This window comes from Mesorhizobium sp. CAU 1741, from assembly GCF_039839275.1.
In the GTDB taxonomy this organism is placed as follows: domain Bacteria; phylum Pseudomonadota; class Alphaproteobacteria; order Rhizobiales; family Rhizobiaceae; genus Aerobium.
Genome location: NZ_JBDOQP010000008.1, coordinates 62,555 through 82,651 on the forward strand (window position 1 = coordinate 62,555; position 20,097 = coordinate 82,651).

General features: G+C 63.9%; 20 protein-coding genes and 1 riboswitch. Of the genes, 6 read left to right on the plus strand and 14 right to left on the minus strand.

What is annotated here, in order from left to right; genetic code table 11:
* Positions 1 to 91 precede the first annotated feature (91 nt).
* Positions 92 to 1,216: an amino acid dehydrogenase gene (locus tag AAFN84_RS24250; RefSeq protein WP_347517313.1), complete on the plus strand. Its 1,125-nt coding sequence runs from the start codon at positions 92 to 94 to the stop codon at positions 1,214 to 1,216.
* Positions 1,217 to 1,245: 29 nt separating this feature from the next.
* On the opposite strand, the gene AAFN84_RS24255 is transcribed toward AAFN84_RS24250, so the two are convergent.
* The 6 genes from AAFN84_RS24255 to ccmA form a co-directional block, all read right to left on the minus strand.
* Positions 1,246 to 1,821 carry a DsbE family thiol:disulfide interchange protein gene (locus AAFN84_RS24255; RefSeq protein ID WP_347517314.1) on the minus strand — a complete coding sequence of 192 codons (576 nt, stop codon included), beginning with the start codon at positions 1,819 to 1,821 and terminating at the stop codon, positions 1,246 to 1,248.
* Positions 1,818 to 1,988 carry a heme exporter protein CcmD gene (gene ccmD / locus AAFN84_RS24260; protein WP_347517315.1) on the minus strand — a complete coding sequence of 57 codons (171 nt, stop codon included), beginning with the start codon at positions 1,986 to 1,988 and terminating at the stop codon, positions 1,818 to 1,820. Before ccmD ends, AAFN84_RS24255 begins: the two co-directional genes overlap by 4 nt.
* 3 nt (positions 1,989 to 1,991) lie before the next feature.
* Positions 1,992 to 2,759, minus strand: coding sequence for a heme ABC transporter permease (locus AAFN84_RS24265; protein ID WP_347517316.1), 768 nt, complete (start codon positions 2,757 to 2,759; stop codon positions 1,992 to 1,994).
* A gap of 83 nt (positions 2,760 to 2,842) precedes the next feature.
* On the minus strand, positions 2,843 to 3,088 hold the full coding sequence (locus AAFN84_RS24270) for a hypothetical protein (RefSeq protein ID WP_347517317.1): 246 nt from the start codon (positions 3,086 to 3,088) through the stop codon (positions 2,843 to 2,845).
* A gap of 18 nt (positions 3,089 to 3,106) precedes the next feature.
* Complete coding sequence (gene ccmB / locus AAFN84_RS24275) at positions 3,107 to 3,772, minus strand: heme exporter protein CcmB (RefSeq protein WP_347517318.1); 666 nt, start codon at positions 3,770 to 3,772, stop codon at positions 3,107 to 3,109.
* A gap of 7 nt (positions 3,773 to 3,779) precedes the next feature.
* Entirely contained in the window at positions 3,780 to 4,391 is a 612-nt protein-coding gene (ccmA, locus tag AAFN84_RS24280; RefSeq protein WP_347517319.1) for a heme ABC exporter ATP-binding protein CcmA, read from the minus strand.
* 282 nt (positions 4,392 to 4,673) lie between these two features.
* On the opposite strand from ccmA, the gene acnA reads away from it, so the two are divergent.
* The gene (gene acnA, locus AAFN84_RS24285; protein ID WP_347517320.1) at positions 4,674 to 7,364 is read left to right on the plus strand and encodes an aconitate hydratase AcnA; all 2,691 of its coding nucleotides are present in this window, start codon (positions 4,674 to 4,676) and stop codon (positions 7,362 to 7,364) included.
* A 62-nt stretch (positions 7,365 to 7,426) separates the two neighbouring features.
* On the opposite strand, the gene AAFN84_RS24290 is transcribed toward acnA, so the two are convergent.
* On the minus strand, positions 7,427 to 8,119 hold the full coding sequence (locus tag AAFN84_RS24290; RefSeq protein ID WP_347517321.1) for an aspartate/glutamate racemase family protein: 693 nt from the start codon (positions 8,117 to 8,119) through the stop codon (positions 7,427 to 7,429).
* 180 nt (positions 8,120 to 8,299) lie between these two features.
* On the opposite strand from AAFN84_RS24290, the gene AAFN84_RS24295 reads away from it, so the two are divergent.
* Positions 8,300 to 9,400 (plus strand): hypothetical protein, encoded by a 1,101-nt coding sequence (locus AAFN84_RS24295; RefSeq protein WP_347517322.1) that lies wholly within the window; start codon positions 8,300 to 8,302, stop codon positions 9,398 to 9,400.
* Positions 9,401 to 9,423: 23 nt separating this feature from the next.
* On the opposite strand, the gene AAFN84_RS24300 is transcribed toward AAFN84_RS24295, so the two are convergent.
* The gene (locus AAFN84_RS24300; protein ID WP_347517323.1) at positions 9,424 to 10,089 is read right to left on the minus strand and encodes a ceramidase domain-containing protein; all 666 of its coding nucleotides are present in this window, start codon (positions 10,087 to 10,089) and stop codon (positions 9,424 to 9,426) included.
* A 138-nt stretch (positions 10,090 to 10,227) separates the two neighbouring features.
* On the opposite strand from AAFN84_RS24300, the gene AAFN84_RS24305 reads away from it, so the two are divergent.
* Positions 10,228 to 10,983: a DUF1223 domain-containing protein gene (locus tag AAFN84_RS24305; RefSeq protein WP_347517324.1), complete on the plus strand. Its 756-nt coding sequence runs from the start codon at positions 10,228 to 10,230 to the stop codon at positions 10,981 to 10,983.
* A gap of 399 nt (positions 10,984 to 11,382) precedes the next feature.
* Positions 11,383 to 11,769, plus strand: coding sequence for a DUF2794 domain-containing protein (locus tag AAFN84_RS24310; protein WP_347517325.1), 387 nt, complete (start codon positions 11,383 to 11,385; stop codon positions 11,767 to 11,769).
* Positions 11,770 to 11,803: 34 nt separating this feature from the next.
* On the opposite strand, the gene AAFN84_RS24315 is transcribed toward AAFN84_RS24310, so the two are convergent.
* From AAFN84_RS24315 to AAFN84_RS24330, 4 genes are read right to left on the minus strand one after another with little or no spacing between them, the layout of a single operon-like run.
* Positions 11,804 to 12,580: an ABC transporter ATP-binding protein gene (locus AAFN84_RS24315; RefSeq protein WP_347517326.1), complete on the minus strand. Its 777-nt coding sequence runs from the start codon at positions 12,578 to 12,580 to the stop codon at positions 11,804 to 11,806.
* Positions 12,577 to 13,578: an iron ABC transporter permease gene (locus tag AAFN84_RS24320; protein WP_347517370.1), complete on the minus strand. Its 1,002-nt coding sequence runs from the start codon at positions 13,576 to 13,578 to the stop codon at positions 12,577 to 12,579. The genes AAFN84_RS24315 and AAFN84_RS24320 overlap by 4 nt, the downstream gene beginning before the upstream one ends.
* Positions 13,575 to 14,426, minus strand: a complete 852-nt coding sequence (locus AAFN84_RS24325; protein WP_347517327.1) for an ABC transporter substrate-binding protein — start codon at positions 14,424 to 14,426, stop codon at positions 13,575 to 13,577. Before AAFN84_RS24325 ends, AAFN84_RS24320 begins: the two co-directional genes overlap by 4 nt.
* Before the next feature lie 26 nt (positions 14,427 to 14,452).
* The gene (locus AAFN84_RS24330) at positions 14,453 to 16,315 is read right to left on the minus strand and encodes a TonB-dependent receptor (RefSeq protein ID WP_347517328.1); all 1,863 of its coding nucleotides are present in this window, start codon (positions 16,313 to 16,315) and stop codon (positions 14,453 to 14,455) included.
* Between the two features lie 164 nt (positions 16,316 to 16,479).
* Positions 16,480 to 16,684, minus strand: a riboswitch (cobalamin riboswitch).
* Positions 16,685 to 16,816: 132 nt separating this feature from the next.
* Between AAFN84_RS24330 and AAFN84_RS24335 the strand changes: the two genes are divergently transcribed.
* Positions 16,817 to 17,920, plus strand: coding sequence for a DUF2793 domain-containing protein (locus tag AAFN84_RS24335; protein ID WP_347517329.1), 1,104 nt, complete (start codon positions 16,817 to 16,819; stop codon positions 17,918 to 17,920).
* Between the two features lie 2 nt (positions 17,921 to 17,922).
* Here AAFN84_RS24335 and AAFN84_RS24340 read toward each other — a convergent pair whose 3' ends face one another.
* Together AAFN84_RS24340 and AAFN84_RS24345 are read right to left on the minus strand one after the other, a co-directional pair.
* Positions 17,923 to 19,014 (minus strand): AbrB family transcriptional regulator, encoded by a 1,092-nt coding sequence (locus AAFN84_RS24340; protein WP_347517330.1) that lies wholly within the window; start codon positions 19,012 to 19,014, stop codon positions 17,923 to 17,925.
* Between the two features lie 83 nt (positions 19,015 to 19,097).
* Positions 19,098 to 20,045 carry a PP2C family protein-serine/threonine phosphatase gene (locus tag AAFN84_RS24345; protein WP_347517331.1) on the minus strand — a complete coding sequence of 316 codons (948 nt, stop codon included), beginning with the start codon at positions 20,043 to 20,045 and terminating at the stop codon, positions 19,098 to 19,100.
* Between the last annotated feature and the right edge of the window lie 52 nt (positions 20,046 to 20,097).

Consider the following 20,097-nt stretch of genomic DNA (forward strand, 5'->3'; position numbering starts at 1 on the left):
CAACGGACGGTCGCATTGTCGTTACCCTTCGAAACCAAAAAACGCGGCATGGCGTTAGAATTCCGACCAGCAACAGTCGGGAGGACTTGCCATGCTGCAGAAATCGGAACCCCGCGCCCTGCGCCCCATGAGATCGGCCTCGACGCTGAAACTCACGGACATCACCGCGCGCGCCGAACAGTCTGAAGCCTTCGACCACCACGAACAGATTTGGTTGGGCGAGGACGAGACGCGCGGCCTGACCGCAATCGTCGCCATACACGATACCGCACTCGGCCCCGCGCTCGGCGGCACGCGGATCTGGCCGCATGCCACCTTCGACGCGGCCCTGACGGACGCCTTGCGCCTGTCACGCGGCATGACGTTCAAGGCGGCGATCGCAGCCGTTCCCTTCGGCGGCGGCAAGGCGGTGATCAAGGCCGACGCACGCACCGACAAGACGCCGGCCATGCTGGAGGCCTATGCCGAGATGCTGGCCGCGCTCAACGGCCAGTATTTCACCGGCGAGGATGTCGGCCTGACGCTGGCGGATGCCGATTTCCTGCGGGCCCGCACTCCCAACATCTCCGGCACCACCCAGGGCGGTAGCGGCAACCCTTCGCCGGTGACCGCCCATGGCGTTTTTCTTGGCCTCAAGGCGGCAGTGAGCCATGCGCTGGACAAGGAAGACCTCGGCGGACTGACCGTCGCAGTCCAGGGCCTTGGCTCCGTCGGCTGGTCGCTCTGCGAAAAGTTGCATGAGGAAGGCGCAAGATTGGTCGTCGCGGACCTGGACCGCACGCGCGCCAAACAGGCACGTGCCGCATTTGATGCCCAAACCGTCGATCCCGCCGGGATCGTGGCTACGGATGCCGATGTTTTCGCCCCCTGCGCGCTTGGCGCCGTTCTCTCCACCGAGACGATCCCGACCTTGAAGGCGAAAATTGTCGCTGGTGCCGCCAACAATCAACTTGCGCGCCACGAAGATGCCGCCGAACTGAAGCGGCGCGGCGTACTTTACGCACCGGACTACGTCATCAACGCCGGCGGCCTGATCAATGTCGCTGCCGAGCTCGACCCGGACGGCTACGACCGCAGCAGGGTCATGGAGCGCGTCGCCCGCATCCCCGATGCACTTTCCAACATTTTCGCGCGATCGGATGCCGAGAACCGCCCCACCAACGACATCGCCCAAGCGATAGCCGAAGAACGCATCAGGGGGGCACGCCCGGGCTGAGCGCCTGGCTCATGCTGCGCCTGTCAGGCTTATCTGACAGCCAGCGCCTTCTCGATTTCCGGCAGCAGCGTATTGACCACGATCTCCGGCGTGAACGGGCCGACCTGCTTCCACGCGATCCTGCCGTCCTTGCCGACGAGAAACGTCTCCGGCACGCCGTAGACGCCCCAGTCGATCGCGGCGCGGCCCGTGTCGTCGACGCCGATCGCGGAATAGGGATTACCGAGTTCGCCGAGGAACCGCCGCGCATTGTCGGGACGGTCCTTGTAGTTCAGCCCCACGATCTCGAAACGCTCGTCGCCAGCAAGTTGCAACAGCAAGGGGTGCTCCTGTCGGCACGGCGCGCACCACGAGGCCCAGACATTGACCAGCGTGACTTGTCCGTCGAAACTGGACGGGTCCAGGCCGGGCAGGTTCATCCCCACCAGTGGCGGAAGCGTGTCGTCGGGAGCAGGCGCTCCCAGCAGGGCCGAGGGCACCACCGAGCTGTCGCGGCCCGACAAAAGCTGGGCCGAGAACACTCCGGCGAGTGCGAGAAACACCGCCAGCGGCAGCAGCGGCAGCCAGCGGCGGCGCTTGGGAGCAGCCTGCGTCTCGCTGCTCATGAAGAGGCGTCCGAGCGTTCGGAGCGACGCCGCATGCCGGCAGCATCCAGTTTCGCCAGTTCGCGCTTGCGCCCCCGCTGGTCGAGCATGATCCACGCAGCCAGGGATGCCAGCACCAGGACCGAGACGCCATAGGCCGATGCGACGTAGAGGGCGTGGGCGCTCATCGGTTAGGCTCCGGCGCGATCTGCGTTGCGGGCTGCCAGCCGGCGCATCGTCGCGACCCGGCGGCGCCAGATTTCCGTGCGCATCGCCATCATGTGCAAGGTGAAGAACAGCAGCGTGAAGCCGATGGCGCAGATCAGCAGCGGCCATAGCATCGTCGGATGGATGGTCGGCCCGTCGAGCCGCATCACGGAAGCCGGCTGGTGCAGCGTGTTCCACCAGTCGACCGAGAACTTGATGATCGGGATGTTGATGAACCCGACCAGCGTCAGGATCGCGGCTGCGCGCGCGCCCTTGCCCGGATCGTCGAGCGCCCGGGTCAGTGCGATAAGGCCAAGATACATGATGAACAGCACGAAGACAGACGTCAGCCGCGCGTCCCAGACCCACCACGTGCCCCACATAGGCTTGCCCCAGATGGATCCGGTCGCCAGTGCGAGCAGCGTGAAGGCAGCGCCGATAGGCGCTGCCGCCTTGAGCGCGACGTCGGCCAGCGGGTGTCGCCAGACAAGCGTTCCCAGCGCTGAAACGGTCATGATCGTATAGCACATCATCGCGATCCAGGCGAAAGGCACATGGATATACATGATGCGGACGGTGATGCCCTGCTGGTAGTCTTCAGGCGCTGCAAAGCCGAGCCAGAGGCCGATGGCAAGCGTGATCGCGGTCAGCGCCCAGAGCCAGGGCAGGAGAACGCCGGCAAACGCCAAGAAGCGCGTGGGATTGGCGAGGCCAACCCAGCGGCCTGCACTCTGTGTCGCGGTGTCGCTCATGGATATCGTCATAGGCGAGGATAGGGGCTTTCGCAATTCGCCCTCCTTGTCGCAGCATCGTGCTGAACCAGACGTGATCGGGATCAGACCTTCGTCCGTCCAGCCGATCGTCCAGGTTTCATCGTCGTCACCTTGTAGGGGTCGCCCGCCGCGTCATAGGTCGTCCAGTCGCCGACCTGCTCGCCCATGTCGAATTGGCCCGAACGCAGCTTCGTACCGTTCTTCCGGAACCACTCCCAATATCCGTGGGCGATCCCGTCGACGGTTTGACCCTTTGCCCACAAGGAGCCGTCCTTGTGACGCTGGATATGCTCCCTCGCTTCCGCCATGGCCATCTCCTCCAGATCTCAGTCACTCATGGATCTGAGCGCCAGCGTGGCTGCAGCCGGTCCTATCACCGCGAAGAACAACGTCAGTGCGGCGAGAATCAGGAATGGCGCCAGAAACGGATTCGGATCGTTGACCGCCCCGTAGGCCGCTGACACGCCGAATATCAGCACGGGGATCGCCAATGGCAGGATCAGTACCGAGACCAGCAGCCCGCCGCGCGGCAGGGACACGGCAACCGCCGCGCCCACCGCGCCGATGAAGGCGATCGCCGGCGTGCCGACAAGCAGGGTCAACGACGTCGCGGCGATACCGAGTGGCTCGATGTTCATGAACAGCCCGAGCAAAGGCGACGCCACCACCAGTGGGAGAACCGACGCCACCCAGTGCGCCAGGCATTTCACCAGGACCGTCAGGGCAAGCATATGCCGGTCGCTCGCCAGGATCAGAAGATCGAGCGAGCCGTCCTCGCGGTCTGCCTGAAACAGACGGTCGAGGCCCAGCAGCGAGGCGAGCAGCGCGCCAACCCACAACATCGCCGGACCGATCCGAGCGAGAAGATTGAGATCCGGGCCGACGCCGAACGGGACGACGGCGACGACGGTGAGGAAGAACAGCACACCCACGAGCGCCCCGCCGCCGGCCCGCACGCCGAGCCGCACGTCGCGAAGGAAAAGCGCTAGCATGAGGCGCTCATCGTTCCGCTCCGCCAAGCCGCAACTCCGCGACGCCATCGAGCCCCAGCGGAATATGGGTCGCCGCGACGATGATCCCGCCATCGTCGAGATGCGCCCGCATGAGAGCCGAAAATTGCGCCTCGGACGCCTTGTCGAGGCCGGCGGTTGGCTCGTCGAGAAGCCACAACGGGCGATAGCTGACGAGCAGCTTGGCAATGGACACGCGGCGCTTCTGACCGGTGGAGAGATAGCCGTAGGGTAGATGACCGACCTGCGGCAGGCCAACCATGTCGAGGGCTTCATCGACATCGAGATGAGGCTCCCCTGAAAAAACACGCCAGAAGGCGAGGTTTTCCTCCACCGTCAGCGCCGTTTTCATCGCATTGCCATGCCCCAGATAGTGGCAGGCTGCCGCAACGTCTGGCCATTTCTCGTCGCCACCATCCAGGCGAATCACACCGGATGCAGCCGGCAGCAAGCCGGCGACAATTCTCAGGAGGGTCGACTTCCCCGAACCGTTCTGGCCGGTCACGATCAGCCCATCGCCTTCCCCGAGGTCGAAATCGATACCCTCGAACACGGATTCGCCGCCGCGTTCCCCGCTGAGATTCTCGGCGACGAGCCGCATTCGGCGTTTTCCTTCGTTTCCTGAAGTGAACATTCCGCGCCCTGGAGCAATTTCGACTGAAACCGCTCTAGAATCATTTTAAGAATTTCTCTATATGCCAGACAACCGTGCCAGCGGTCGGCATGGGAACCAAATTGCGCCGAACCAGCGCGCTTGCCGCCTTGAACGGCCGGGTCGCACGGGGAACGGACAGCGGAAATGACCGTACCCGCACCTTTGCGCGTGATGAGCATGCACTGGCGTCCGTTTACCCATTCGGCAACCGAACGTTAGGGATCGCACGTGTCGAAATCACTAGATAGTTTCAACTGCCGTCGCACACTCAATGTGGGCGGCAAGGAATATACCTACTTCAACCTCGTGGAGGCCGAGAAGAACGGGCTTGACGGCATCGGCCGCCTGCCCTTCTCGATGAAGGTTCTGCTCGAGAACCTGCTGCGCAACGAGGATGGCCGCTCCGTCACCAAGGAGAGCATCTCGGCCGTCGCCGCATGGCTGAACGACAAGGGCACTGCAGGCGTCGAGATCGCCTATCGCCCGGCGCGCGTCCTCATGCAGGACTTCACCGGGGTTCCCGCAGTCGTCGACCTCGCCGCCATGCGCGACGGTATCGCCTCGCTCGGTGGCGACCCGCAGAAGATCAACCCGCTGGTGCCTGTCGATCTGGTCATCGACCATTCGGTCATCGTCGATGAGTTCGGCACGCCGCTGGCATTTGCCCGCAATGTCGAGCTGGAGTACCAGCGCAACGAGGAGCGCTACAAGTTCCTCAAATGGGGCCAGCAGGCATTTCACAATTTCCGTGTCGTGCCGCCCGGTACTGGCATCTGCCACCAGGTGAACCTCGAATATCTCGGCCAGGTCGTGTGGACCAAGGATGAGGACGGCGAAACCGTCGCCTATCCCGACACCTGCGTGGGCACCGACTCCCACACCACGATGATCAACGGCCTCGGTGTTCTGGGCTGGGGCGTCGGCGGCATTGAAGCAGAAGCTGCGATGCTCGGCCAGCCAGTCTCCATGCTGCTGCCGGAAGTCATTGGCTTCCGCCTCACGGGCAAGCTCAGGGAAGGCATCACCGCGACCGACCTGGTGCTGACCGTCACCCAGATGCTGCGCAAGAAGGGCGTCGTCGGCAAGTTCGTCGAATTCTTCGGCGCCGGCCTGTCGAACATGACGCTGGCCGACCGTGCCACCATCGGCAACATGGGTCCTGAATATGGCGCCACCTGCGGCTTCTTCCCCGTCGACAAGGAGACGATCCGCTACCTGACGACGTCGAGCCGCGCCGACGACCGTATCGCTCTGGTTGAAGCCTATTCCAAGGCTCAGGGCATGTGGCACGACACCGACACGCCAGACCCGGTCTTCACCGACACGCTCGAACTCGACCTCGGCACCGTCGTGCCGTCGATGGCCGGCCCGAAGCGTCCTGAAGGCCGCGCACCGCTGGAAGACATCGCGGCCAACTTCGCTGTTGCTCTGGAAGCGGAATACAAGAAGACCGTCGACCTCTCGCGGCGCTATGCCGTCGAGGGCGAGGACTTCGACATCGGCCATGGCGACGTGGCGATCGCCGCCATCACGTCATGCACCAACACCTCGAACCCGTCGGTGCTGATCGGCGCGGGGCTGCTGGCACGCAACGCCAACAAGCTCGGCCTCAAGCAGAAGCCGTGGGTCAAGACGTCGCTTGCCCCGGGTTCCCAGGTGGTCGCCGAATATCTCGACAAGTCCGGTCTCCAGACCGAGCTCGACAAGATCGGCTTCAACCTCGTCGGTTTTGGCTGCACCACCTGCATCGGCAATTCCGGACCGCTTCCGGCGCCGATCTCGCAGACCATCAACGACAAGGGTCTGATCGCAGCGGCCGTGCTTTCCGGCAACCGCAATTTCGAGGGACGCGTGTCTCCCGACGTTCAGGCGAACTACCTCGCCTCGCCGCCGCTGGTCGTCGCATATGCGCTGGCGGGCACGGTGACGAAGGACCTGACGACGGAACCGCTCGGCGAAGGCGCCGACGGCAAGCCGGTCTATCTCAAGGACATCTGGCCGACGACGCAGGAAATCCAGGAGTTCATCGAGAAATACGTCACCCGCGAGATTTTCGCGCGGAAGTATGCAGATGTGTTCAAGGGCGACGAGAACTGGCAGAAGGTGCAGGCTCCCACGGGCCAGACCTACACCTGGGACGACAAGTCGACCTATGTGCAGAACCCGCCCTACTTCGTCGGCATGGGGCAAACGGCAAGCGCCACGGCACCCGTGCAGGGCGCGCGCATTCTCGGCCTGTTCGGCGACAAGATCACCACCGACCACATCTCGCCGGCCGGTTCGATCAAGGCTGCCTCGCCTGCGGGCCAGTACCTGACCGACAACGGGGTCGGCGTTGCCGATTTCAACCAGTACGGCACGCGGCGCGGCAACCATGAGGTGATGATGCGCGGCACCTTCGCCAACATCCGCATCCGCAACCACATGCTGGGCGAAAACGGGCGCGAGGGAGGCTACACGATCCACTATCCTTCGAAGGAAGAGATGTCGATCTACGATGCCGCCATGCGCTACAAGGCCGAAGGCGTGCCGCTGGTGATCTTCGCCGGCGTCGAGTACGGCAACGGTTCGTCGCGCGACTGGGCGGCCAAGGGCACCAACCTGCTCGGCGTCCGCGCCGTGATTGCGCAGTCCTTCGAGCGCATCCACCGCTCCAACCTCGTCGGCATGGGCGTCGTGCCCTTCACCTTCGAGGACGGCCTGAGCTGGGCCGAGTTGGGCCTCAAGGGCGACGAGACGGTGACGATCGACGGGCTCGAAAACATCAAGCCGCGCCAGAAGATGGTGGCCAAGGTCTCCTATGCCGACGGATCGGTGAAGGACGTTCCGATCCTCTGCCGCATCGATACCCTGGATGAGCTCGACTACTTCAAGAATGGCGGCATCCTGCACTACGTACTGCGCGACCTGGCCGCCTGAGGCCATTCGGTAGCGACAAGCAATCAGCCCCGGCGCCACCGCGCCGGGGCTTTTTTCTTGGGCTAGGAATCAAGGGCCATGTCGAGCGCCGCTTCACAATGCACGAGCGTGGTGTCGAAGACCGGCACGGGCACGTTGCCTTGATCGAGCAACATTCCGACTTCGGTGCAACCAAGAATGAGACAATCAGCGCCACGCTCGATGAGGCGGCCGGCGATCGCGACATAGGCTGCACGGCTTTCGTCCCTGACGATCTCGCGGCACAATTCCTCATAGATGATGCGGTGAGTGACCGCCCGATCCGCAGCCACGGGGATCATCGGAACCAGACCGGCGGCAGCCAGTCGGTCGGTGTAAAAAGCCTGTTCCATGGTGAATGCCGTTGCCATCAATCCCGGACGGGAAAGACCGGCGTCGCGGATGCGTCGCGCGGTTGCATCGGCAATGTGCAGCAAGGGGATCGACACGCCGCGCATCATCTCGTCGGCCAGCTTGTGCATGGTGTTGGTCGCGAGGATGAGCAAATCGGCCCCGCCGCGTTCCAGCGCAAGCGCCTCCGCATTCAGCACCTTGCCTGCCTCCCTCCACTCTCCAGCGGCCTGCATGACTTCGATCCTGGCGAAATCGAGTGATCTTATCAGCAGCTCCGGCGAATGAAGGCCGCCCAGCCGGTGACGCGCAAGCGTGCAGAGCTCCCGATAGTAGATCTGTGTGGAAGCGGCAGACATGCCGCCGAGAATGCCGATGGTCTTCATGCGAAACGTCACTGCCTTTGAAAAAACGCCGCACGATAGGGGCGCACCGCTGCCATGTCGATCACGCCAGATGGCAGGCCATCCGCGATGAACGAAAACCCGTTGCCGAAATGCAGCACCGTTGGACATAATCACGTGATAGGTTCCACCCAAACTGGAAGTGCTCATCCGGAATTGCTGATGCTTCGCCTGTTCGTTCCCGTGTACATTGCGTGCTGCTTGCTGGCCTCCGGTGCTTCTTTCGCACAGGAAGCGGAAGGGTCTGCTGGTCCGACCAGCAACCAGTCATTGGTGCGGGGCCTTGCCGCCACCGATCTCCTCAATGTCCGCGAGGACCCTTCCCCGCTCGGCAAGACCCTTGGGCGGCTGCCCAACGGCGCCTTCGTCGAGCGCCAGGAATGCAAGCTCGTCAAAGGCTACGAATGGTGCCTCGTCGAGGCGCCGGAATTCGAGAACCTGAGCGGCTGGACGCCGTCGCGCTATCTCTATTCGCTCGATGTCGGCGACGCCGACATCGTGGCGGAAGGGGAGACATCGCAGCAGCCTTCCGAAAGCGACTCCGAAATGGCGCTCGGACCCACCGCGGAGCCCTCCGAGGTTGCGGCCGAAGACGGCGTACCCGTCCCCCGCGCGGCCCCCCGGATCCCTGCGGAAGGTAGCGCCGAAGATGCGTCGGATGTGCCGGAAAAGGAAGCAAGGGTTCTACCGAGTGGCAGCGGGACCGCGCTGCCCGACGGGCTCGAAGCGCGGTTTGCCGGCGGTTCCTCTCGGCCGATCGCTGAGATCATGGCACAGGACGACTCCGATCCGGCGCAGCCGCCAAGCAACGACGCTGAGGCGAATGCGCGACCGGTGGCAGCCGGCGTGCCAGTCCCCACACCACGCCCCGATGCGAGCCAAGGTGCGGAGGTGGCGATCGCAGACGAACCATCCGATGACCAGGCGCCGGTGCTGGCGATGAGTGGAGAACCGCTTCAAAACCTGCCGACCGGAGCCGTGCCGGGTGAAACGGTTTCCCAGGAAATCCCCTGTGCCCGCTATATCGGCCAACCGATGGCGCGCTGCATGGCGCGCGTGGTTCGAACCGGCGAGGGCGCGGCGGACGTCACCGTAGTGTGGCCGGACGGAGGCAGCCGGGTGATCGAGTTTCGCGACGGCCGGCCTTCTGAGTCCAATTCAAGCGGGGAATTGCGCTTCACGCGCGAGGGCTCGCTCAACATGATCCGCATCGGCGTCTCGGAGCGCTTCGAAATCCTCGACGCGCTGCCCTTTGACGGTTGACCGGGTGCCGCGCTGTCCGCGCGTTACGTCCTGCGGTGGGCGAAGCGCAATACGGCGGCCAGCACAACGCCCAGCATCAACCCGTTGAAACTGTGCCACAGGAAATGCGTGCCCAACGGCATGGCTCCACAGACCAGCGGATCGATGGCCCGGAACGTCACCGACAAGACGAATATTCCTGCCGCCGCGATGTTGAACCAGCCGATCGGATTCCCTGCCCTGATTACCAGGATGCCGAAGAAGATCAACGCCAGGAAGGGAGGCAGATATCCGGTGGAACCATTGGACGCCACCCGCAGCCAGTCGGGCACCATCAACGTCAAGGCGCCTACGGCGATGTAGAAGCTGAAGAATATGACCAGCGAGCGCGGCCAGGAATAGCCGAGGAAGCGGCGCAGGTTGAACAGCGTATAGGCGAGCGTGAAGCCGGCGATCGGCAGGATGTCAGCCCAGATGGTCAACTGGTTCGCGAAGGTGTGAAACAGGAACGAACCGATGCCGATGGCAACCACCCACCAGCAGAGCAGCAGCACGAAACCGTCAGCCCGCTGTTTCCTGGCCATCCAGACGCCCCACAGGCCCGCGGCGACGAATGCCAGGTTGGTCAGGGCGTTGATCGGCTCCGACCAGAATTCCGGTCCGGTGCGCTCGCAATAGAGGTCAACATGGGCATGCGGATCACCAAACATCGGTATTCTCCGGGCACGGGTGGCACAATCGTTTCACCGCAACGTGACTTTCCGTTGAGCCTTCGCCTGCCTAATCTGAGAGCAATCGGACGAGCCCGTCGTGGCTCTGACAAAGGCAATCGGGACAATTCGGTGGTCGTGAACTTTCTCAGGCTCGCTGCGGCGGCATATCTTCTTGTGCTCCCTTCTGGCGCGATCGCCGGGGAGGATGTCAAGAAGCCGCGTGCCGTGGTCGAACTGTTCACCAGCCAGGGCTGCACGTCATGTCCAAAGGCCGACGCGATGCTGACCGAGATGGTCGCCCAGGGCGACGTTGTCGCGCTCGCCTATCATGTCGACTACTGGGACTACCTCGGCTGGCGCGACACATTGGCCAACCCCGACAACACCGCACGCCAGCAGGAATACAGCCGCACCTTCGGCAACCGGTCGGTCTATACGCCCCAGGTGGTGGTCAACGGCCGCAAGCAGATCAATGGTACGAAGCGCCTGAAGATCAATCACGCGATCGACCGCATGGAGGGCACCGCACACGGAATGACGGTGGACGTGGACATATCCTACCGTGACGAGTCGATCGTGATCGAAACGGGCGATGCCGGAAAGACCGTCGAAGACGCCCAGATCGTGCTGATCTATTTCAAGCCGGCCACCAAGGTCGAGATCGCTCAGGGAAACAACACCGGTCGCAGCTTCACATATGTCAATGCCGTCGCGGGCTTCCACAGTGTGGGTATGTGGGACGGCAGCGCCACGAAGCTGGAGTTGCCGATCAGCGAGATGGCAAAGAAGGGAGCGGGCGGCTGCGCCGTTCTGGTCCAGAAGATGCTGCCCGACGGACTGCCGGGTCCGATCCTCGGCTCCGCCATCATCACCCGCCAGGAAGGCTGGTAACCCGCCAACAAAAGACCGACGCTGATGTGGTCAGCGCCGGCGGATATATTTGGGATCAACGTACCGTCGATGTTCCGGGATTTTACCCGGAGTTGGTTCGATCCGACCGGACCCCGTGGGCGGGGGGCTTGGGGTTACAGGGCCTTGCCGGACCGAACCGTCTCAGGCAACACGAGGATGTTTGCCCGACATTGGGGCCGCAGCTTGGGAAAAAAGCGGCAACAATGTGTCGCTCCATCACCTCTCGCGACAATGTGTGGCCGTCCGTGATCGGGGCGGCTTTTTCTTGAGCGCCGCGCGCGAAAGGTTCCGACGTCGAATTGGCCATTCCGGTCTTGCAATTCGAGGTTTGAAGGGCGACCTTGGCTGTGTCGTCGAATTGTCACGAAAGGCCAGCAAATGACCGATCACGGCACCGGTGGGGAGGGTAGGGAAGATTCCGCAATATTGATCCCGCTGCACGAGGCGCGGCGGGAGCGGGACAACATCCCGGTGACGTTCCAGAGGCGCGAACTGGACCAGATACTCAAGGTTTACAGCATGATGGTCGCGGCGGGAGAATGGCGCGACTACGCAATCGATCACCTGAAAGAGCGCGCGGTCTTCTCGGTGTTCCGGCGCACCAGCGAGGTGCCGCTGTTTCAGATCGTCAAGACGCCCGCGCTGGCGCGCAAGCAGGGTGCCTTTTCCGTGGTGGCTGCGAGCGGACTCATCATGAAGCGCGGCCACGATCTCGAGCGGGTTCTTGCGGTGTTCGACAAGGCGTTGAAAGTGGTGCGCGCCTGATCACGAAGGACGCGCGTAATCGACGCGATTCGCATCAGCGATTTGCCAGATCGAGCGGATGGACGATCATCCCGCCGGCGCCTTCTTTGATGAATGCCTCGATATTGTAGACGTCTCGCAGGCGATCCGGCGACAGCACCGCGCCCGGCGCACCGTCCGCGGCAATGGTGCCGGCATCGAGAAGCACCAGCCGCGTGCACCAGCGTGCTGCGAGTCCGAGATCGTGAAGGCAGGCAACGACGCTGCCTCCCTCTTGAGCAAGGCCCGAGAAGACCCGCATCAGGCTGATCTGGTGCGCCGGGTCGAGCCCCGCGGTAGGCTCATCGGCAAGCATCAGGGGTGCCTCCTGGGCAAGGGCCCGTGCAATCACCACGCGCGCCTTTTCGCCACCCGAAAGCTCTGTCGCCGGCCGATTGGCGAACGCGCCTATTTCCATGCGTTGAATGGCGCGATCCACCGCATCAACGTCCGCGGCGGATACACGCGCGAATGCAGGCAAATGCGGCGCGCGGCCAAGTTCGACAAGCCTCCGCACGCTTACCGGCCAGGCGATCTCGCGCTCCTGCGGCAGATAGGAGACGAGCCGGGCGCGTTCCCGTGCACTCATGGCGGAGGTCGCGCGTCCGTCCAGCTCGATCACGCCACTCGACGCGGTGAGCCCGAGGATCGCCCGCAGCAAAGTCGTCTTGCCCGCACCATTGGGACCGATGAGACCGACGAATTCGCCCGCGCCGATGGCAAGCGAAACGCCGTTAAGGACGGAACGTCCTCCGAGGCTGGCGCGAAGATCGGTGATCCGCAGCAGGCTCACAGCATCTGCCTCCGTGTGCGCCAGACGAGCCATAGGAAGAACGGAGCGCCGACGATCGCCGTCAGAACGCCGAGCTTCAGGTCACGTTCGGGCGCCAGGACCCGAACGGCGATATCGGCCGTCAGAAGCACGCACGCCCCGCCGAGCGCGCTGGCCGGCAGCAGGCGCGACGGCAGCGCACCAACCAGCGGACGCAGCACATGAGGCACCACCAGCCCGACGAAACCGATCGCGCCCGCAACCGCGGTCGCCGCGCCGACGGATGCGGCCGTGCCGACGATCGCCAGGAACTGCAGCCGGCGCATGTCGACGCCGAGGCTGGCGGCAGCATCTTCGCCCAATGTCAGCAGATCGAGCGGACGCGCCAGCATCGCCAGCATGACCCATCCTGCCAGCATGAACGGTGCGGCGAGCCACAGATGCACCATCGAACGGTCGGATAGCGAACCAAGCATCCAGAAGACGATCTCCAGCGCCGCGAACGGGTTTGGCGAAAGGTTCAGCGCCAGCGACGTCATTGCGCCGGCAAAGGCGGAGATCGCGATGCCGGCGAGGATGATCGTCAATGTTCCACCTCCTGGGCCTGCCATCGCGCGCACGAGAAGCACCGCCAGCAGTGCGCCAGCGAGTGCCGCGAGCGGCAAACCGAGCGGAAATGCAGCCGACAGGCCAGTGTAGATAGCCACCACCGCGCCAAGCGAGGCAGACGCGCTGACACCGAGAAGGCCGGGCTCAGCCAGCGGATTGCGCAGATAGCCCTGCAGCACGGCGCCCGACAGACCCAGTGTCGCGCCGATCATCAGCCCCAGAAGGGCGCGCGGCAGCCTGATTTCGCGCATCACCAGCGGCAATGCTCCGTCTCCACCGGACCACAGGGCCGACAGGCTCTGCCGGAAACCTGCCTCGGCAGGACCGGTAACGAGCGAGCCGACAAAGAGCGCGACAGTCGCCGCGCCGAGTACCAGCAGGACGACACGGTAGCGTGCCTCGTCGCTCATCGCCTGAGGCCGGCTTCGTGCTGTGTCCACTTTCGGGCCGCCTCGGAAAGCATGCGCACCGCCTCGAGCGTGAACGGCGCACCGCAAATCCAGTAACGATCGGGGATGCGCACCATTCGGTCGGGCGTCGCGACCGCCGAGAATGCCGGATGATTGAAGTTCTGCTGCGCAAGGGCGGGCAGGCCGTAATCCTGTTCGCCCATCACCACGAGATCGGGCTGCTGCAGCACCAGTTCCTCCAGCGGCAGGCGCTGGACACCCTTGATGCCGAGCCGGTCGGCGATGTTGGTCAACCCGGCGGCTTCGATCACCGCATGGGACAGCGAACCGGGACCGGAGGTGTAGCTATTCGACGAATAGACGGCCACCGTCAGCGGCGGTCCCTCCCGCTCCTTCAGCGCCGCCAGCCCGGCATCGAGTTCAGCCACGAGGTCTGCCGCACGCCGTTCGCGGCCAAGCAACCGTCCCATGCGAACGATATTTTCGCGAATGCCCTCGAAGGAACTTTCCGGGGCGAACTGCTCGACCCGGAACCCCAGCCGGCGCAGCATGGTGACGGCCGGCTGCGCGGTGTACATGCCGGCCAGTACGAGATCGGGCTGCATGAGGAAGACTTCTTCCGCCCGGCCGTGATTGGGAGTGTATGCGTCTGCCTGGGAGGCAAGAACCGACATTCCCGGATCAGCGGCGAGGAACGAGACGGAATGCAACTGCCCCTCGCCCGCGACAAGCATCGCAAGCTGGTCGGTACACACATTCATGGAGACGACGCGGCGTGGCGCAGGGTCTGCCGCGGCCAGCGGCATCGTGACGAGGCACGCAAGCCCGGCGGCCGCGAGCTTCGCCACGATATGTGCACCGCGCCGCATGACCGTCAGAACGTCCGCGCCAGGCTGACGTTGATGCTGCGGCCCGGCGAGCGATAACCGGATGTCGTCTCGTAGTGCTCGTCGAAAAGATTTTCGACCGAGAACTTGAACTCCGTCTGGTCGTCGAACGCATAGGTGGCGCTGAGATCGACGGTCACATAGGCCGGCAGTTCGATACGCGAGACGAAATCTTCCTGGCTGATGTCGTTGCGCGGCCCGACATAGACCAGCGCCGCGGTCAGATCGAGCTGCTCGGTGGCCGCAAAGCCCACCTCAGCGGTCGCCTTGAACCTGTCCTGCCTGATCAGCCCGAGACCCGTATCGCTGTCGGTCGGGTCGTTGAACGCCACTTCGGCCCGACCGTACAAGAGCGCGTTGAAGCGATGGGAAACGCTGGCCTCGAAGCCGGTGTTCTCCACCCGGGCGAGGTTCTGGGGGATATACATCGCGTCGAGGGTGATCGCGTCCTTCAGCCAGGTCTGGTAGAACGCGGCATCGAAGACGGTATCGACCGTCGGCCGCCACTGGAGGCCGATTTCGTAGGAACGAGAGTGCTCGGGCTGGACGTCGGGATTGGCGCCCCACGGATTGTAGAGATCGTTGAAGGTCGGCGCGCGGAAGCCGGTCGCATATGACGCGCGTCCCACGAGGCCGGGCAGGAATTCGTAGCTCGCGCCCACATTGTAAGTGGTGGCCGACCCGTACTGCTCGTTGGCGTCGTAACGAATGCCCGCATCGAGCGTCAGCGCATCGAACTCGATCGAGTGCTGTGCGAAGACGGCCCCGACATCACGCGACGTCACGCCGAAATCCTCGGTGGAGCTGATCTCTTCGCGATAGGCCTCAATGCCGACATTCAGAACATGCGCCGCGCCGGCGGCATCGAACGTCTTTGTGGTGGACGCAAAGATCCCCGAGCGCGTCGTGTCGTAGACGTTGAGCGTGTCCGTGCCGTCACGGAAATTGTCCTGGAAGTCGAAGCCGGTGAAGAGTTCCACCGTCGAGTGCCAATCCGGGGCATGATCGACTCGGACACCGACCTTGCCTGCAAAGAGCGAGTTTTCGGCTTCATCCGCCCATGGCGCCGAGGCGTCGTATTCGGTGCGTGAGCGTGAGAGAAGCCCATCCGCATAGAGGCGGCCCCAGTCGAACTCCTTGCCGAGCGAGAAATGCGCCGAACCCTGAAGGAAACCATCGTCGTCCGGTTCGCTCATCGCGGTGGTGAAATCGTAACCGCGCGTGCCGATCACCCGGCCGCCGAACGAGAATTCGATGCCGTCCTCGGTCTGTCCGCGCGTGGTGATCCCGGCATGGCCGCCCCACGGATGCGACACACCGGCCGACACCGTGGTGCAGATGGTGTTGCCGTTCGCGCATGTACCGCCGCTCTTGGTGATGACGTTGATGACGCCGCCGATCGCATCGGAACCGTATTGGGCCGAGTGCGCGCCCTTGGCGATCTCGATCCGCTCGATCGAATCGAGCGGAATATTGAACAGCGACGTCTCGCCCGAGGTTGCCGAGCGGGCGTTGATGCCGTTGATCAGGACGAGCGTCTGTGTCGGCTTGAACCCGCGCAGCGAAACGCCTGAACGTGAGCCCATGCCGCCATTGGCGGTCAACGAGACCCCGGCGTGATTTCTCAGCAGCGAGGGCAGGTCGAGCGCTGCGGAACGCCTGATCTGTTCCTCTCCGATGACGGTGACGGATGACGTGCTGCGCTCGAGAGAGCTTTCCCGGCGCAGCGGCGTGGTGACGACGAGCGTATCGAGTTGCGTCGCGCCGTCCCAATCCACGGACGTCTCCTGCGCGAATGCGCCGGTGGTCAGCGCCAGTATGCTGGCGGTGGTAATCAGAATGGTCTTCATGTCGGTCCCCAGGACATGCTGCGAGCGCATGCGCTCGCGGTTGCATCAAGTGCCGCAGCAAGATCCGGGTTGTCGAAGGCAAGGTCTTTCCCGCCGGTCCGGCATGCAGCAACGTTCGATGTCACCGCGACGGACGACCGCGCCTGGACACACCCCGTATCCTGGCTTGGGTGACTGGAACGGGCAGGTCTCCTGGCTTCCGTGTCATCGCCTCTGTCTTCCGCCTTCCCGATCCTTTCGGACCAGTGGCGCTGGAAGATGGCTCAACGGTTACAGTTGCGGGGGCAGCCGCGGCATCGTTCCCGGAGGATCTCACCGCGTTCCCATTTTCATCCACCTTGCGGCAGAACCTGTTCCGCCATCGGTGCTATCCGGTGTTGCAGGGAGCGTCAACGGAATTTCTGGCGCGGCGAGAATTCCGTGACCGACACGTCTTGTCCACCTCCCGCGCGGGGCGGGCCATAGTCTCCGGCACACGGTTCTTTACTGGAGGCAAGACGCATGGAAAGTTCAGCAAACCTCGCCCTGCCCTACATCATCGCGCAGCAGGCACAGAAGCATGTCACCCACAACGAGGCCGTCCGAATGCTCGATGCGCTGGTCCAGCTTTCGGTCGCCAGCCGCAGCCTGACCGAGCCGCCCGTCACCCCGTCGGAAGGAGAACGCCACATCGTGGCCGTCGGCGCATCGGGAGAATGGGAGGGCTGGGACGGCGGCGTCGCCAGCTTTGCCGATGGCGCCTGGTCGCGCCTCATCCCACGCGAAGGCTGGCTGGCATGGGTGGCGGACGATGCGCGTTTGCTGGTTCGCACGGACGGCGCCTGGAGCGAGCCGGCGATCGGCGGGACGCTCGAACTCGATGGCCTCGGCATCCGAACGGTCCCGGATGCAGCCAACAGGCTGGCCGTCAAGTCCGACGCCGTGCTGCTCTCTCACGACGACCAGACGCCGGGCAGCGGCGACATGCGCGTGACCGTCAACCGCAGCGGTCCCTCGAAAGACGCCGCTTTCGTCTTCGAGGACGACTGGTCGACGCGCGCGCTATTCGGGCTGCTGGCCGACGACGATTTTCGCATCAAGGTGTCTCCGGATGGCGACACCTTTTACGACGCGGTGGCCATCGACGCGGCGACCGGCGCGGTCGCGCTGGGCGAGCCCTTCCTGACCGCCGACGACGATGGCGTCTGGTCGCATCGAGACAACCTTCCCGCCGCGGACGACACCCATTCGCTGGGATCGGCGACGCACCGCTGGTCGGTCGTCCACGCGGCGACCGGCACGATCAGCACGTCGGACGAGCGTCTCAAGGAGGCGGTCGCCCCCGTACCAGTCGGCATCGATTTCCTGCGCGATCTCGAGGCTGTCTGTTATCGCCGCAAGGGCGGGCGGCGGATGCATTTCGGCCTCCTGGCGCAACAGGTCAAGGCCGCGCTTCAGGCGCATGGGGTCGACGATTTCGCAGGCTGGACGCTGTCCGACAGGAACGATCCCGCGAGCCGGCAGGGCCTGCGCTACGAGCAGTTCGTGCCGATCCTGGTCCGCGCGGTGCAGGAGCTTGCAAGTGAAGTGGACACGCTGCGGGATACGATGGCAGGCCCGGCATAAACTCAGTCGGGCGAAGACTTCGACAGCAGGCGCGCGATCAACGGCCCGAACAGAAGCACGAACAGGAAGCGCGCCATCTGCATCGCCATTATCAACGACATGTTGGCATTGCCGGAGGCGGCCGCGATGATCGCGACCGCATCCATCCCGCCGGGACTGGTGGCGAGATAGGCCGTGACATAGTCGATCTCGAGCAGTTCGCTCAAGACCAGCCCGATGCCCGCGCATATCATCACGAGTAGCAGAATGGAGCCTATGACCTGCGGCAGCGCGCGGGCCGCATGCAAAAGGATCTGCCGCGTGAAGTTGAGCCCGATGCTCCAGCCGATCAGCGCATAGGCGATCATCAGAAGCCATTGCGGCAGTTGAAACGCCACGCCACCCGCCATGTGAAGCAGGCCGCCGAGGATCATGGACCCAAGGAAGAACGGTGTCGGCAGGCGCAACAGCCAACCGGCCACAGCACCGACGAGCCCGGTGGCGATCGTGATCGGGAAGCCTGGCCATTCAAGCGGCGGGAAAAGAACGATGGTGGGCTGGGCAACCGCCGGTGCATCGACCAGGAATGCCGCCACGAGCGCTGCGAACAGGGCGACGATCATCACCCGCAGATACTGCATGAAGGCGACCAGCCGGAAATCGGCGCCGAACGCATCCGCCATCAGCACCATCGCCGACGCCGCGCCCGGTGCCGAGCCCCAGATTGCGGTGCTACCGGGGAGGATGCCCCATCGGCTGATCTGCCAGCCGAGATAGCTGGAGGCGGCGACGGTCGACAGCACGCCCCCGAGAAACAATGGCCAGTCCTCGACGATGACGCGGAATATCTCGAGTTCGAGAGAACGCGCGATGAGGATTCCGAGCACCGCCTGCGCCGCACCGAACAGCCATCGCGGCACACGGACGCTGGCCCCGTTGGTGCCCGCCACGACACCGGCGATCATCGGGCCGATCAGCGCCGCGGCGGGCAAATGCGCGAGATCGAGCAGAAGGAACAGCAGCGCCGAACCGACCAGAACGCCGCTCCACTGGATTGCCGGTGGCTTTGACGTGAGGAACTGAGGAGGCAATTGCGGGTCTGGAGAGGTATCCATCCCGTGGCTTTATAGACCCCGCCCGCGACTGGCAACGCTGCAGCACGCTATGCGTGCGGGCGTCGGGCAGGATCGCGCATCCGCTAGAAGAGAACCCGCAGCAGCGAGAAGTCATCCGGGAGCGAACTGCCGATATTGTACTGACGAATCCATTCGAGCAGGTCCTGCGGCACGCTGCTCCTGGTACGGGCAAATTCGGCAAGCGCATCCACGCTGAGCATGTCGCCATCCACACCGTCGACCTCGAACGTGCCATCGCTGAGAATCAGGAGCCGGTCGCCCGGCTGCATCAGCATGGAACCGCACTCGTAGTCGACATCCGGAAACGCGCCGATCGCCATGCCGCCGAAGGTGATGAGCTGCGTGGCGGCCGTGCCGCCGGCGCCGTCATCACGCAGGTGGATGGCCGGCGGATGGCCACCGGTGGCAAAGCGCAGTTCGCCGCTGGAGCGACGATAGACGCCATACCAGATGGTGAAGAACATGCCGTTCTGGCGCTCCATCGGGAACGCGTTGTTGAGCGCGCTCAACACGCCGGCCGGATCGCGGAAATCAGCCCCGGGCAGAGCGGAGGCCCGCAGCACGTTGATGACGGTGACCGAGAGAAGCGCCGCGTTCACGCCATGGCCGCACACGTCGAGCAGATAGAACGCCATGTGGTCGTCATCGATGGCGTGATAGCCGAACGAATCACCCCCGAGCTCGGTCGAAGGCACCAGCAGCCAGTCGGTTGCAGGCGTCTCGACACGCGGCTCCGGCAGGATCGACATGACGTAGCGCGCAGCATCGTTGAGCTCGGCCTCGAGACGCTCCTGCGTCTTCATCAGCGCCAGATTGGCTTCCGCAAGCTGATCCTCGACCGCCTCGCCGTGCTCGATCGTGCCCTCATAGAGCATCCTGATGTCGTCATACTCGGCGTTGAGCCGCGCGATTTCGGCCCGCGCCTCGGCAAGCTCGCGCACAAGCACATCGCGTGCCGGGTCATCGCCATGTTGCGAACCGGATGTATTGCCGCTTGATAGTTCGTTCATCATTCCGTGTGATAATCGATTGGTCGAGCGTGAAGCAAGTCATTGCGACAAA

What these genes read in the sequence shown, in the direction of transcription:
- AAFN84_RS24250 (WP_347517313.1), top strand. Translation starts at nt 92, where the DNA reads ATGCTGCAGAAATCGGAACCCCGCGCCCTGCGCCCCATGAGATCGGCC.
- AAFN84_RS24255 (WP_347517314.1), bottom strand. Translation starts at nt 1,821, where the DNA reads ATGAGCAGCGAGACGCAGGCTGCTCCCAAGCGCCGCCGCTGGCTGCCG.
- ccmD (WP_347517315.1), bottom strand. Translation starts at nt 1,988, where the DNA reads ATGAGCGCCCACGCCCTCTACGTCGCATCGGCCTATGGCGTCTCGGTC.
- AAFN84_RS24265 (WP_347517316.1), bottom strand. Translation starts at nt 2,759, where the DNA reads ATGAGCGACACCGCGACACAGAGTGCAGGCCGCTGGGTTGGCCTCGCC.
- AAFN84_RS24270 (WP_347517317.1), bottom strand. Translation starts at nt 3,088, where the DNA reads ATGGCGGAAGCGAGGGAGCATATCCAGCGTCACAAGGACGGCTCCTTG.
- ccmB (WP_347517318.1), bottom strand. Translation starts at nt 3,772, where the DNA reads ATGCTAGCGCTTTTCCTTCGCGACGTGCGGCTCGGCGTGCGGGCCGGC.
- ccmA (WP_347517319.1), bottom strand. Translation starts at nt 4,391, where the DNA reads ATGCGGCTCGTCGCCGAGAATCTCAGCGGGGAACGCGGCGGCGAATCC.
- AAFN84_RS24290 (WP_347517321.1), bottom strand. Translation starts at nt 8,119, where the DNA reads ATGAAGACCATCGGCATTCTCGGCGGCATGTCTGCCGCTTCCACACAG.
- AAFN84_RS24295 (WP_347517322.1), top strand. Translation starts at nt 8,300, where the DNA reads ATGCTTCGCCTGTTCGTTCCCGTGTACATTGCGTGCTGCTTGCTGGCC.
- AAFN84_RS24300 (WP_347517323.1), bottom strand. Translation starts at nt 10,089, where the DNA reads ATGTTTGGTGATCCGCATGCCCATGTTGACCTCTATTGCGAGCGCACC.
- AAFN84_RS24310 (WP_347517325.1), top strand. Translation starts at nt 11,383, where the DNA reads ATGACCGATCACGGCACCGGTGGGGAGGGTAGGGAAGATTCCGCAATA.
- AAFN84_RS24320 (WP_347517370.1), bottom strand. Translation starts at nt 13,578, where the DNA reads ATGAGCGACGAGGCACGCTACCGTGTCGTCCTGCTGGTACTCGGCGCG.
- AAFN84_RS24330 (WP_347517328.1), bottom strand. Translation starts at nt 16,315, where the DNA reads ATGAAGACCATTCTGATTACCACCGCCAGCATACTGGCGCTGACCACC.
- AAFN84_RS24335 (WP_347517329.1), top strand. Translation starts at nt 16,817, where the DNA reads ATGGAAAGTTCAGCAAACCTCGCCCTGCCCTACATCATCGCGCAGCAG.
- AAFN84_RS24340 (WP_347517330.1), bottom strand. Translation starts at nt 19,014, where the DNA reads ATGGATACCTCTCCAGACCCGCAATTGCCTCCTCAGTTCCTCACGTCA.
- AAFN84_RS24345 (WP_347517331.1), bottom strand. Translation starts at nt 20,045, where the DNA reads ATGAACGAACTATCAAGCGGCAATACATCCGGTTCGCAACATGGCGAT.